General features: G+C 41.1%; 11 protein-coding genes and 1 riboswitch. Of the genes, 4 read left to right on the forward strand and 7 right to left on the reverse strand.

Annotated elements, in window-relative coordinates:
• Nucleotides 1-145: 145 nt before the first annotated feature.
• Complete coding sequence (locus MARME_RS19280) at nucleotides 146-871, forward strand: sulfite exporter TauE/SafE family protein (protein ID WP_013662946.1); 726 nt, start codon at nucleotides 146-148, stop codon at nucleotides 869-871.
• A gap of 153 nt (nucleotides 872-1024) precedes the next feature.
• On the opposite strand, the gene rarD is transcribed toward MARME_RS19280, so the two are convergent.
• Nucleotides 1025-1909 (reverse strand): EamA family transporter RarD, encoded by an 885-nt coding sequence (gene rarD, locus MARME_RS19285; RefSeq protein ID WP_013662947.1) that lies wholly within the window; start codon nucleotides 1907-1909, stop codon nucleotides 1025-1027.
• Between the two features lie 238 nt (nucleotides 1910-2147).
• On the opposite strand from rarD, the gene MARME_RS19290 reads away from it, so the two are divergent.
• A complete protein-coding gene (locus tag MARME_RS19290) occupies nucleotides 2148-3248 on the forward strand; it encodes an NAD(P)-dependent alcohol dehydrogenase (protein ID WP_013662948.1) in 1101 nt (366 codons plus the stop codon).
• Nucleotides 3249-3410: 162 nt separating this feature from the next.
• Nucleotides 3411-3604: riboswitch (FMN riboswitch) on the forward strand.
• A gap of 121 nt (nucleotides 3605-3725) precedes the next feature.
• Nucleotides 3726-4661, forward strand: coding sequence for a DMT family transporter (locus tag MARME_RS19295; RefSeq protein ID WP_013662949.1), 936 nt, complete (start codon nucleotides 3726-3728; stop codon nucleotides 4659-4661).
• Nucleotides 4662-4879: 218 nt separating this feature from the next.
• On the opposite strand, the gene MARME_RS19300 is transcribed toward MARME_RS19295, so the two are convergent.
• From MARME_RS19300 to MARME_RS19320, 5 genes are all read right to left on the reverse strand, one after another.
• Nucleotides 4880-5941 (reverse strand): MBOAT family O-acyltransferase, encoded by a 1062-nt coding sequence (locus tag MARME_RS19300; protein WP_013662951.1) that lies wholly within the window; start codon nucleotides 5939-5941, stop codon nucleotides 4880-4882.
• A gap of 34 nt (nucleotides 5942-5975) precedes the next feature.
• Entirely contained in the window at nucleotides 5976-6890 is a 915-nt protein-coding gene (locus MARME_RS19305; protein ID WP_013662952.1) for a hypothetical protein, read from the reverse strand.
• 7 nt (nucleotides 6891-6897) lie between these two features.
• Nucleotides 6898-8697: an AMP-binding protein gene (locus tag MARME_RS19310; protein ID WP_013662953.1), complete on the reverse strand. Its 1800-nt coding sequence runs from the start codon at nucleotides 8695-8697 to the stop codon at nucleotides 6898-6900.
• Nucleotides 8698-8709: 12 nt separating this feature from the next.
• The gene (locus tag MARME_RS19315) at nucleotides 8710-10197 is read right to left on the reverse strand and encodes an ANL family adenylate-forming protein (RefSeq protein ID WP_013662954.1); all 1488 of its coding nucleotides are present in this window, start codon (nucleotides 10195-10197) and stop codon (nucleotides 8710-8712) included.
• Between the two features lie 400 nt (nucleotides 10198-10597).
• On the reverse strand, nucleotides 10598-11563 hold the full coding sequence (locus tag MARME_RS19320) for a DMT family transporter (protein WP_013662955.1): 966 nt from the start codon (nucleotides 11561-11563) through the stop codon (nucleotides 10598-10600).
• Between the two features lie 87 nt (nucleotides 11564-11650).
• Between MARME_RS19320 and MARME_RS19325 the strand changes: the two genes are divergently transcribed.
• On the forward strand, nucleotides 11651-12559 hold the full coding sequence (locus MARME_RS19325) for a LysR family transcriptional regulator (protein ID WP_013662956.1): 909 nt from the start codon (nucleotides 11651-11653) through the stop codon (nucleotides 12557-12559).
• Nucleotides 12560-12609: 50 nt separating this feature from the next.
• On the opposite strand, the gene MARME_RS19330 is transcribed toward MARME_RS19325, so the two are convergent.
• The gene (locus tag MARME_RS19330) at nucleotides 12610-13140 is read right to left on the reverse strand and encodes a hypothetical protein (RefSeq protein ID WP_013662957.1); all 531 of its coding nucleotides are present in this window, start codon (nucleotides 13138-13140) and stop codon (nucleotides 12610-12612) included.
• Nucleotides 13141-13299: the final 159 nt, after the last annotated feature.

Genomic DNA, 13299 nt, shown 5'->3' on the forward strand with positions numbered 1-13299 from the left:
TATATCGCTTTAAGATAGCCATCACTGTGCTAATTCCGAGCGACATTGTGAAAGTAACCTTAAAAGTCGCCGATTCATTATTAAATTAGCGTAAAATGGTCCTTTATATACGCTGCCTATACACCACCTCCAACAGGAATGCACAATGGATGCCACTGTCACAATATTGCTCATCGCGGGCCTGATCACTGGGTTTTCTAAATTTTCAGTGGGTGGTATGGGCATGTTAGTGCTCCCCATCATTATGATTGCCTTCCCAGGTCCTGAAGCATTGGCCGTGATGTTACCACTCTACGTGATCACAGATATTATGGCCATTTACAGTTATCGCGAGCACATCAAGTGGTCCGTGCTTCTGCGATTGATGCCTCTCGCATTTTTAGGTGTGTTGATTGGCGCTAGCGTCCTATCAAGTATCGATGCGACTCAGTTTATGACCATTTTAGGAGTTATGATTCTAGCCATGATGGCACTCGGAGTCTATCTCGACATGAAACCGGCGACCTTTATGCAATCGCCTCTTGCAGCCTACATTATGGGATTTTTTGGAGGTACAGTCAGTATGTTGGCAAATGCCGCGGGACCAATATACAGCCTTTATTTTCTTGAACAGAAGCTAAGCAAAGAAAGCTATGTAAGTACGCGTGCTTGGGCATTTTGCTTGATCAACTTATCCAAACTGCCCATGTATTTGCTACTCGGATTGTTTACTCAAGAAAGCCTTCAAGCAAGTATCTATGCATTGCCAGGGTTGGCTATTGGCATATGGATCGGCTACCACTTTCTTAAAAAGGTAAAACCGACCCACTTCAAATGGGTAATACGGATTTTGTCTGCAATGGCGGCGTTCAAGCTTTTCGTCTTTTCCTAGCGCATGTTTGTCGTCTGAATTAAACGTTAAGCGCTAGGGAAGGTATTAACATTCCTGCTCACTCTCGCCTTAATAAGCTGTTTCTCTGATAAGACTGAAGCTTATAAGACTTATTCGCACCTTCCCTAGGGATAAACCGTTCAGAATAAAACGCTAACGAGACGCCTTTCGCATTTTTCTGACCGTATCTAAAATAAGTAAAGCCAGTGCGCCCCAAATCAATGCGAATGTCATCAGCTTTTCTGAACTAAGGGGTTCGTCATAGACAAAGACCGCCAATAAGAACATGCCACTTGGGCCAATATACTGAAAGAACCCAAGTGTCACTAAGCTGACTCTATTGGCTGCCGCTGCGAAGCACATAAGCGGCACCATGGTCACCGGCCCCGCCGCAAACAGCAACCAATTCACGTCGAACGAGTTTTCCAATAAATTCGATGTTGGCGTATTAATCGACATTAAATAGAGTAAAGCAAACGGCAGCAACAGAGCGGTCTCTAATGCCATCCCCGTAAAACTGTCCACCGCAATTTTCTTTCTGACTAAACCATAAAAACCAAACGTCAAAGCCAGAACCAAAGCCACCCAAGGTAACGAGCCAAAGTTAATGACCTCTAACAAGACAGCGACAAAACAAAGCGCACAAGCCCCTTGCTTTACTCGATCAAGTTTATCGCGAAAAAATACAACACCCAGAAGAATACTGATAAGGGGATTGATGTAATAACCTAGACTCGCACTGAGCATTTGATTCGCATTAACGGCCCAAATAAATGTTCCCCAGTTCAAGCCAATTAAGACAGTTGAAAGAGACAGCGCGAGAAGCAAATTTTTGGACGTAAGCACGCGTTTAAGTTCGGTCCATTTCCGCATTCCAGCGATCAGAATAAAAACCAAAACACAGGACCAAATAATACGATTTGCGAGGATTTCCGTAGCAGGTACAAAAGCCATCATTTTGAAATACATAGGGGCAATTGCCCACAGAGTGAACGCACTCAACGCATAAAACAGTCCTACTCTGGACGTCGACAACATACTTCCACTCCTTCTATTATCTATTGCAACGCATTGAATGAATCGCGACTAGTTACGCCCGACTTTAAAGGCTTATAAGGGTAATAACAACGCAGTTCTCAGCATAAAATATGAAACTGGATCGAAGCAGACCTAATATTTCAATATAAACAGCGACATTATCAATTATTCTGACAGGCCTATGATGAGCTAGGCTGTTTAGAATGAAATAAAAAGATAACAAACGGAAACATACCTCATGCAAGTAAAAGCAGCAGTAGCACGCTCACAAGGTCAACCTTTTTCGATTGAACAGGTGGAGCTCGATGCACCACGCGAAAAAGAAGTATTAGTTAAAGTATTAGCAACAGGCGTCTGCCACACAGACTTAGTGGTTCGAGATGGCTTACTCCCGACTCCCCTTCCTGCCGTTTTAGGCCACGAAGGTGCAGGCATTGTCGAACAAGTTGGGGCTGGCGTCACCAAAGTAAAACCCGGAGATCATGTTGTGATGACGTTCAACTCCTGCGGCACCTGCCCAAGTTGTGAACATCACGACAACTCTTATTGTCATGATTTCTTCCCATTAAACTTCTTCGGCACACGCCCAGACGGTGTAAGCCCTATTAGTCAAAATGGCGAATCGGTATCCGGTAACTTCTTCGGGCAATCTTCTTTTGCAACCCATTCACTGTGCAACGAACTCAACGTTGTTAAAGTGCAAGACGATATCGACCTAGCGTTGCTTGGGCCACTGGCGTGTGGCATTCAAACTGGCGCAGGCTCCATTATGAATGCCTTACAAGTTAAGTCAGGCAGCACTGTCGCGGTATTCGGTACGGGGTCCGTGGGGCTATCAGCCATCATGGCAGCGGATATCTGTGCGGCAACAACGATTATTGCGATCGATATGAATGACGAACGTTTAGAGCTGGCGGAAGAACTAGGTGCGACTCACACAATCAACCCAAGTAAGGTCAATAGCACAGAAGAAATCATGAAAATTACTGGCTATGGCCTTCAATACGCTTTGGATACGACTGGCATACCTGCTGTAATAAGAGGCGCAATCGAAAGTCTTGCTCCAAAAGGCACCTGTGGCATTCTAGGTGCTTCTGGACCAGACGCTGAAATAAGCTTCAATGAAACCCACTTTATGAGTGGCGGTCGCCGTCTAATGGGCATCGTAGAAGGCGAATCTAACCCTGATACCTTTATTCCTGAGCTGATTCGTCTGCATCAAGCTGGTCGCTTCCCATTTGATAAACTGGTGACTTTCTATGAGATGGACCAAATCAATCAAGCGATAGAAGATTCTGAGGCAGGTAAAACCATCAAACCCATCGTAAAAATGTCATAAAGCGTCAGCTCTTAGCGCAAATTAAGACGGTAAGCACCAGTCAAATAGGCGATCTATTTGACTGGTGCTATCAAAAAACTCCGCTTTATCCTCAATTTTTGACCCATTGCTCTTGTTTTGACCAACTGACCAAGATAAATTTAATACTTAGATAAATTTTAAATCGAACTTCGGGGCGGGGCGAAATTCCCCACCGGCGGTAACTTAAATACCACGCTTTTCTGGCAACAGTGTTGAAGTAAAGTGTGTTGAGAAGCCCGCGAGCGCTTTTTCTTATGATGTCGTAAGAAAAGGGTCTAGCAGATCTGGTGTAAATCCAGAGCCGACGGTTACAGTCCGGATGAAAGAAGATCGACTAAGCAATAACGCGATAAATCCGTTTTTCGCGTGGTAAACCGTTTGTGTTTTCTATACTTTGCTTGGCAATGATTCAATCATCGACCCTGTTCATCTTATGATAATTGGAGACATACATAGATGGCAGGCACTTTCTTTATTATGGCCGCGTGTTTTACGTGGGCTTTAGATACGTTAATTCGTTATCCTTTGCTGGAGCAAGGCTACAGCACCCTTCAAATCGTACTCATCGAACACATTGCGCTGGTATTGATTACCGCCCCACTTCTTATACGTTACCGTAGACACTATTTACAATTGTCTAAGAAGTCCTTCGCCAGCCTATTTTTTATTGGAGGCATTGGATCTGCGGTTGGCACCTTAGCCTTTACGCAAGCGTTTCAATACCTCAACCCAACCGTGGTCATACTACTGCAAAAGCTTCAGCCCATTGTGGCGATTTTACTCGCCTACTGGCTGTTGAAAGAACACATCCAAACGCATTTTTTACGCTGGGCTGGGGTAATCCTGCTTGGTAGCTTTGTCATGATATGGCCTGACATTCAAACGCTCAACAGTTCGAACTTGCATTACAGTCCAGATCAAGCTGAATTTCTAAAAGGCTATGGCTATACACTGCTGGCGGTCTTTGCTTGGGGGGCATCCACGGTATGTGGTAAATATCTATCGATGCAAGCGCTACCAGCAAATGCAATTATGTCCGGACGTTTCTTTATGGGGTTCGTGGTGTTAGCACTTATGACGCTGACTTCCCCCGACGCTATTCAATCCATGCAAACGTCCGACCTAAGCCTTACGGTTGTGATGGCGTTATTAAGTGGGCTCATTGGCATGTGGCTTTACTATCAAGGTTTAAAAACCTTACCAGCGCAAATGGCTACGCTTGCTGAGCTTACATTTCCAGTCTTCGCAGCAGCGATTAATTGGGTATTTTTGGATATGTCCTTATCTCTTTACCAAGTGGCGGGCGCAACGCTTTTGATCGCAGGTAACATCGGACTGAGGATGGTTGAGGAAGCAAAAAGTCGCCAGTCGGTCCAGCAACAAGCGGCTTAAAAAGCACGTTAGAAAAGAGTTTGAAATTCTTATATTTTCACTCAAACTCTTTTCTAATAATTCCAGTAAATAAAGTCGGCAGATTCTGTATTGAGAGCATAAAGAATCATCAGCACCAACAAATATAACCAAACACCTTTTATAAATTGCTTTACATTATTGGGTAAAGCTCGATCGATCAATCCAAAAAAGCGGTACATAAGAACCTCACTGAGTAATCAATACAACCCATCATAAAATAGGCCTATAAAAACAGACGCATTGATAAGGTAGAATATTGTTAAAGCCCTCGTAAATGAAGACCACCAAAATTGTGTCCTAAAATACACGACAACGTCGTTTTCCTGTTTCATATAGAGTCGACACAATGTGATGCCTATTGCGTGGTAGATCCCCCAAAAAATATAGTACAAACTCGACTCATGCCAAAGCCCCATGGCAATCATCGAAAGGCTGATCGCAATAAATAAATTCCGGGTAATAAGTAGCGTAGGAGTGAACACATAATCCTTACACCAAGATGATAAAGAAATATGCCAACGTTTCCAGAAATCGACTAAGCTTTTTGAACTTAGCGGACGGTTAAAATTTTCCGATATTTTTATCCCTATACACAGCGAGAAACCTATTGCGACATCAGACCAACCACTAAATTGAGCATACAAATAGGCCCAGTCAGCCAAAGACACAAGCCAAGAATGCAAAATACTCTCTTGATTAGGGAGTTGAGTAAGATAAGACTGAATTTTATGTTCAATCAGATAATTACCTAATACCGTTACTTTTGCATACCCATATATGATTCGCTCAATCCCTTTAGAAATTTGATCAAAATCTAAGCTTCTTCGCTGAATCTCTCTTTCAAACTCATGATATCGATTGATCGGCCCCGCGATCATAACGGGAAGAAAACTTTGATAATACCAAAAAGTAACAATATTTTTTCTCACATTACCTTTGTAAGATTCGACTAAATAATGAACATCACGACAGGTAAAATACGCAACACCCAATACCGAAAAGCTCCCTCCTAATCCAAGATCAACACTGTGTTCTTGAAGAAAGCGAAGTAAGAAAAACTGAGAGATACAGTACACAACGCCAAATAGAACCCAATGCCCTTTCTGGCTTTTCGCATGACTTATTAGATACACCAGACAAGCACTAATAGACATTGCGGCAAACGCATAGGGAGCGAACCATAAAACAAATAAATTACCTAGCAGAGACACCGCAGGAAGCTGAGCTTTCTGAGGAAGAGACCGTGCCATTAAGGACATAGTGAATAAAGCCATGAAGTGATAAAAGTGAAAACTAGTCATTTAATTGAATATGCTGTGATAACTGGTCTATAAACCAGTTCGTTGATATTTCGCGACCTTTACTGTTCAAATGAGAAAAATCCCAATAGTATTCTTCATCTAAATTAGCAGGAAAACGCCAATACGATACACCCGTTTCATTTTTTAGCTCTTCTAACGATTGTGAAAGGGCTTCTAGTTTTTGCTTTCCTAAATAACGATTTGCAAGCTTTGAACGACCCATTTCGATGAAGATAACTTTAGTTCCTTGCGCCTTTAGATCTTCTACAAAGTCATACAAATATGGGATTTCTCCATAGTTTTTTAGTCTCGGGTACCAGTCAGAGTAAGTTTTTTTCAACTTTCTATCAATATCAATCTTTTTTTGTTTAATTCCACAGCTTCCAGATGACGGATAGTTTTCTTTTTCTTGAACTGTTTCTTGAACTGTTTCTTGATAGAAAAGCTCATCAAGAAACAGTTCTTTTATTGATATTATTAACTGTCTGTACTGATTTAGATAATCAGAGACAACACTATAGAGCTGACTATCAGTCCCAGAATAGTCAATAAAATAGTCTGCATGCAAAAAAATAACGTTCGGTTTAAATGCTAGAACCTCATCAATTATTTCGCTAAAAGGAAGAGGATCAAAACCCGATTTTGCAAACCTAAAAAAATCGTAATTCAAACCTTTTCCATTTAACTCTAACTCAAGTTCATCATCATAGTAAAAACCACACCTAATTAAAGAAGTTCCCACCATAAAAATACTAGGATTCTCTTTTTTAATACTTAGCCTATTAATATTGTAAAATTCGGATGCATTATCACCTTTTAAAAAAAAATCACTCCCCATTACAAAAACGGTAAGAAATAAACATATGAAAATAACGAACCATGCTTTAATCGATAACACACTTTTCATAGTAAAGCTAAAGTCCTTTAGAGGCTATTTTCCAAAGATCGTTTAATGATGTAATAGAAACGACATCTTGGTTAGACAGTTTAAAGCCAATAGCACTCTCAACTGAGACAATAATATTTAAATGGGCTAAAGAGTCCCAAGATGGCAGATCTTGTGATGACGTAGACAACGAAAGAACATTCTTTTCGACATTAAGCTCTTTTGACACTAAAGCAAAAAATGCATCGAGGTCTAGTATTTCCTCTTTCTTATGCTTATTTCTTGAATGACTTATGATTTTTTTTAGTTCAGATAGGATCACTTTCCCAGAATCACCAACCGGAAGTTGATCGACAATAAAAAGATCTTTTGGGACTTTGTAATGCTCTAAAAAAACCGGAAGCTTCCTTAATAACGAGTCCTTTGTTTCGCTTACATCCGCTTTTAATACAACAAAACTTGTCACTGTTTCTTGCAGGTCAGGGTGCGGCTCACCGACAGTGGCGGCTTCAGCTACTCCCTCTATTTTTAACAGTGCTTCATTTACCTCTGCTGGATGGATATTAAAGCCACCTGAAATGATAAGCTCCTTGGCTCTTCCTGAAATAAAGAGAAAGCCTTCTTCGTCTCTATAGCCCAGATCCCCAGTGAGAAACCATTCGTCCTTCACCGCTGCTTCCGTCGCCTGAACGTTGTTGAGGTAACCTTCAAAAACGTTATCTCCTTTAAGAAGAATTTCTCCCTCGGCGTTTTCGGACAGCTCAACGCCTTCTTTTGAAACAATTTTCACGTCCATATCAATGGGGACGCCAACACTTCCAGTCTTATAGGTACTATCATTAGGACCACAAAATACCCCTCCAGCGACCGTTTCCGTCAAGCCATATACATTACACACTCTTGTTTTAAAGCGTCGCTCTACTCGTTTCCATAAGTCTTTATTTAAGGCTCCAGCGACACTCAAAAGGTGTTGAAAAAAGCGTGTGTCAAAATAATCGTTATAACTTGCAAATCGATCCATAAAACTCAAAATTGTCGGCACGGTAATCATATGAGTAATCTGTTCACGATGTATACTGTTCAGGAAATATTCCAGCTTTTGTAAATCAGTACTACAAGGCCGATATAAGGAGCAAGCGTAATAAAGTGCCAGTACCGGACCTTGTATCATTCCATCGGCATGCGAAAGAGTTAAGTTGTTTAATATGCGGCTATCTGCATTGTAACTAAACTGCTTACCCAGTGTTTCAAGGTGAGAAAACAAGTTCTTATAGGTTATTTTGACGCCTTTAGGTGACGATGTAGTACCCGATGTAAAATTAACAAATGCCAAATCATCAGACATCGCGCTCAGGTTCGGCTCTTCCGCTTCGAATGCTTCAAACATAGACAGGTCTGGAGAGTTATCTCGATTAATAAAACGAGATAACAATGAGCCTTTAGGGGCTTTTTTTTCTTTGATTTTGAAATATGGAAAGCGAACGTCGCTAAAAGCAGTAAGATTATCGTCGAAAACAATTAAATCGGGTTGATAGGTATCCAATATACTTTGAGCACGATGAGAACTTACATCAGTAGGAAGCACTGCTGAAGAAATGCCGTTCAGTAAAGCGGATAAAACGCTAAAAACAACGATATCTTCTCTGTCACTGCATATTAATACGCGATGGCCTTTTTCCAGACAATGATATCTGAAAAAACCAGATAACTTACGTACAGAAAGTGTCACTTCTTGATAGTTAAAATGGCGCGCTTCAAACTTTATAAATGTCTTCTTTTTGTTACTTTCAGAGGATAAAATTTGATATATATCGTTAAGTGTTTTCATTATCACCTACATCTATTTAATCGAGTGCTCAAATTTTCCCAAATTTGAGCGAACAATGTCTTTGACTATAATCAATTCTGTTCTTTTATAGTCATTTCCCAGCTCGATAATCAATCTAGAATAGGCTTCCTTTTTCCACAGCTCACCGTCAATTAAGCCATCTATAGACACCTCAACCTGAAAAGAAGGAACACCGGCCTCGCTATAAATTAAAGTCGTGTTCAAATCACTCACGCATGAATACTGCTGTAAGCACTGATTAACATGCTCGGAAAAAATCCAATCACCGCTATCGCCTTTTATCCGATTGCTTAAACGATACTTCCAAGAAACATACCCATCCTCATTGATTTCAACAATATCCTGAGTATCAATGTAAGTTGGCTTAACGCCCTCTTTCCCTAAATAACCAAGGAAAAGATAATTAGAATAAATTCTGAGTTCACCTTCGCCGGTATCCTGCTCCACTCCATTCTCATCAAGCACTTTTAGAGTCATATCGCCAAACGCTTTACCGCCCAGCCCTAAGTTAAGGGCTCTTTCATGCAGGTTTTCAGCCAATACCGTTCCTATCGCCTCAGTCGAACCGTAGGTGTTGTAAACGGGGACATTGAAATGTTTTTCAACCTGTAGCTTATGCTGGTGATCCATTCTGGAGCTTCCATTAATAACAAACCTCAAGCTTGGCGCTGAGTCTGTCTCTCTTTCTCCAATTGCAGCCATAAGATGGATAAACTTAGGCCCACTGAAGATAATACTCGGCGAGTCATTAATCATAAGATCCATAACACTGTTAACAGAAAAAGTGCATTGCGGGGCAATTACCTCAGTACCATACATAAGAGGGATAAATATTGAATTCCGTATACCTGAAATAGTGTGTAATGCCGCTGTACTTAGGAGCCGGTCGTCTTTCGTAATATTAAAATGACGCGTAAAATTTTCTGCCAAATGACACAAACTTTGGATGGAGATGAGCACACCTTTTGGCTTGCCTGTCGTGCCAGATGTAAACAATACTAATGCTGGAGAATTTGGCGCCCAACGATAACTTTCGGTAGCTAACTCAAAAATCCGTTTTGTTTGCTCTGAGAACCAGAGAAAGAAGTCTTGTTCATAGTGCTTCGGTTCACTCTCATCCGACTCAACAACAAGATGTAAAAAAGATTGAGAGGAAGCGCCTTTGTAGCCACTAGCGCTCTGACCAGTAATAAGAATGTCAGCCTGTAAATCGCTTACCATCGTTTTTTTTTGGTCAGCCAGTTTGTTTTCAGGAATCACCGCTACTTTCCATCCTGCAAACCATGCGGAGATCATTAAAATGCGAGCATTATCTATATCAACCTTATCGATCGCCAATGTCCCTTGCTCTGCATAAAGACGAAAAGATTGACTTAACTGTAAAACAAATTCCTTTATTTCAACGCCAAAATTATAAGTTAACTCATCAACATCTATATAGCAGCTCGAATCATTGGTGCAGGTCTTGAACACAGTCATATATTCAATTCTCGTTCTTTATGGAAAGAAGCGCTTTTAGCGGATCTGGAAAGGACTATTTTTTGAAGCATATATTTGAAACATAGAGAGCTAGAACACCCACCATACTCCGTGTTTCCACAAACATTCCTTTCAATAGCAATTTAGCTACCTTGAAGATCATCATAGCAACGCAATTCACGAAATTAAAGTAACAGCTTCCCATTGATACTGAGCAACATTTGTTGCGGACTAAATATTAGGAAATCAAAAGAACAACTCTTTCTTGCTGAAATGGAAAAGGCTACGGTACCGATCTCTTCCAAACTGCACTTAGAAAATAAACACTGGATATCAATAATAACGGGGCAATTTAGACATATTCGATCGGTATCTCAAAACACGATATAGGGCGATCTCATCACTCTATCTGTATAAGAAACATAGCAAAAATCACCAGCAATATGCCGGGAGCAATACTCAACGAAAACGAGACAGACCCCATCAAAATTGTCAGTACCAATACAAACAATGGGTTTAAAAAGCTATAAGATGCAACCTTTGTTGCTCCTAATTTAACGATGCCGTATTGAGTGAGGAAAAAACTAAGTAAAGTAGTAAACACTGCCAGATACAAAAGCCCTCCATAAACCATTGCGTCTACTTTACCCCATTCGACATACACCAACTCAGGAAGTGAGAGCAACAACAACCAGCCTGCACCAAATAAGATTACCCAAAATGTCATCACCTCAGTTGGTTCGCCATCATGCATGCGTTTTATAAGCGGGTTGTACAAACTGAAAACCAGCGCTCCTACTAAGAAAATACTGTCGCCTATATTGAAATCTAAAGACAGTAAGGCCGAAAAGTCTCCTTTAAAAACAATCCAAATTGCCCCAACAGCGCCACATAATAATCCAGTGCTTTTGAGTATTCTCGTACGCTCTTTATTAATAATGGTCGAAAATACTGCCGTCATAAGCGGTACGGTTGTAAATAAAGCGCCCGTATTCAGAGCCGTTGTATATTTTAGCGCTTCAAACATACACCAAAAGAACGTCACCAATGGCAAACTTAATAAGGCATAACGGCAAAGCGACCGAACAGTTGGAATATGCAATCCATGCTTAATAAAGATATACGGAGCGAACAGTAAGGCAGCCATACTAAACCGAATCAGCATCATGACATCGGAAGGCAATTTACCTGCAATGAGCTTACCAACCGGAAATGAACTGGCCACAAACAAGACCATCACCAACATCAAGCCATGTATCGGCCAAGTGCGAGGCAGAGTTTGATCGAACAAATCTACTGGCGTTTTTGCGTCATTCTTAGCAGTAGTCATCATATGTATTCCCTCTAGATAATATCTAGCAAGCATACACTTTCTCCTTTATGCTAATAATCCAAGTCCCCAGACACTCTATGTTGAGATAATGGAAACAGTTTCCCTAAAGGAGGTGTCCACATGGACAGCCAAGGTGATATTTCAATACTGGTGACGGTCGTTGAATCCGGCAGTTTTTCAAAAGCAGCAGAGCGTCTGGGGATATCGAAATCCGCTATCAGCAAACGCGTGAGTCAGCTAGAAGCACAACTAGGTGTAAAGCTACTGCATAGAACGACTCGAAAACTGAGTTTGACGGAAGCAGGTGAGCATTTTTTCAAACACGCTCAAATCGCCCATCAAGCATCTAAAGACGCGATCGACGCAGTTGCTCAATTACAGGGGGAACCGCAAGGCCGCTTGAAAATCAGTTGCCCAATGTCTTTTGGTCGATTACATCTCGCACCACTTACCCCAAAATTTTTAAAAAAATACCCTAAAATTACGATTGATCTCGTGATGGACGACAAAATCAGCGACATCATTGGTCAAGGGTTTGATCTTGCGATTCGTGGAGGAGTATTGCCAGATTCCAATTTGGTGGTTCGAAAACTCGCACCGCTGCGAAGTGTTCTTTGCGCCTCTCAAACATACCTAAATCAGCACGGGGTTCCCGCTGAATTGGAAGCGCTGTCTTCGCATAATTGTCTTGCTTTCACATACTCGAATGATAAAAGAGAATGGACTTTTATGAAGGAAGGCGAAGTACAGCGCATTTCAATCTCAGGTAATTATCAGGTCAATAGCAGTGAAGCACTAAAAGAAGCCATTATTCAGGGACTCGGTATCGGTAGATTGCCTACGTTTATTGCAGGCCCTGAGATAAAAAAAGGCAATCTCGTTGCCTTATTTGAGGAATACGAGATGCCACGTCAAAGCATGTATGCGGTATACCCCGAGCGACATTACCTACCCAAAAAAGTGAGAGTTTTTATCGATTTTATAATTGAGCAGATTGGTACAGATACCCCCTATTGGGATGTATATTAAGCGAGGGTATCAAAGCACGATTACAAACACTTATTTTATGAACATCCTATTTATTCGTTACAATTCACATGATTCCTAAATCGACGAATTCCTGATTCTAGCTCTCTTTTATTTTTAGAGACTTCCTGAGAAATCACTTCAGCCTTGTCATATGATTCACATGCTAGCTCAAGATTATCAGCACTATAGTAGGCATCCCCCATCCCCATCAATGCCCACGACGCCATGAATGTATCTCCATACTCGTAATACACATCTGAGGCTTTTTGGTAGTAATTTGCGGAATCTTGATAGGTTTTTAGTTTCTGTACATTTTCTGGCGCGTCAGCGGTACCTTGATAACTTTTAGATTTATATAGATCGCCATAAGCGATATAGGCGCCAGCAATACCTGAACGACTCTCTCTTGTTTTAAAGATGGCAAGAGCCTCTCCAATTAGCGCTTCAGCTTTCAGCGGCTCACCACGATCTCTCAGTCGATAAGCATTTTCTATTTTCTTTTTAGGGTTGGATGTTTCAGGAATTGGTCCAGTTGCACATCCTACTGAAAATATAATAAAGAATAGTAATAGATATTTCATATCGCCTCCGTGAGTATAAAACTCATGCAGTATACACACTAATCACTTAGAAACAGAAACTCGCTTTCGAACCTTCTTTCGAACCCTAAAGGTCGACTATAGAGTCAAATACACTTAGTCTCATTTTTTCTTAACTATGCTGTAATAAGAGTGTGTAAC

The organism is Marinomonas mediterranea MMB-1, assembly GCF_000192865.1.
In the GTDB taxonomy this organism is placed as follows: Bacteria; Pseudomonadota; Gammaproteobacteria; order Pseudomonadales; family Marinomonadaceae; genus Marinomonas; species Marinomonas mediterranea.

Coding starts and splice junctions, on each gene's coding strand:
- MARME_RS19280 (WP_013662946.1), top strand. CDS start 146: ATGGATGCCACTGTCACAATATTGCTCATCGCGGGCCTGATCACTGGG.
- rarD (WP_013662947.1), bottom strand. CDS start 1,909: ATGTTGTCGACGTCCAGAGTAGGACTGTTTTATGCGTTGAGTGCGTTC.
- MARME_RS19290 (WP_013662948.1), top strand. CDS start 2,148: ATGCAAGTAAAAGCAGCAGTAGCACGCTCACAAGGTCAACCTTTTTCG.
- MARME_RS19295 (WP_013662949.1), top strand. CDS start 3,726: ATGGCAGGCACTTTCTTTATTATGGCCGCGTGTTTTACGTGGGCTTTA.
- MARME_RS19300 (WP_013662951.1), bottom strand. CDS start 5,941: ATGTCCTTAATGGCACGGTCTCTTCCTCAGAAAGCTCAGCTTCCTGCG.
- MARME_RS19305 (WP_013662952.1), bottom strand. CDS start 6,890: ATGAAAAGTGTGTTATCGATTAAAGCATGGTTCGTTATTTTCATATGT.
- MARME_RS19310 (WP_013662953.1), bottom strand. CDS start 8,697: ATGAAAACACTTAACGATATATATCAAATTTTATCCTCTGAAAGTAAC.
- MARME_RS19315 (WP_013662954.1), bottom strand. CDS start 10,197: ATGACTGTGTTCAAGACCTGCACCAATGATTCGAGCTGCTATATAGAT.
- MARME_RS19320 (WP_013662955.1), bottom strand. CDS start 11,563: ATGCTTGCTAGATATTATCTAGAGGGAATACATATGATGACTACTGCT.
- MARME_RS19325 (WP_013662956.1), top strand. CDS start 11,651: ATGGACAGCCAAGGTGATATTTCAATACTGGTGACGGTCGTTGAATCC.
- MARME_RS19330 (WP_013662957.1), bottom strand. CDS start 13,140: ATGAAATATCTATTACTATTCTTTATTATATTTTCAGTAGGATGTGCA.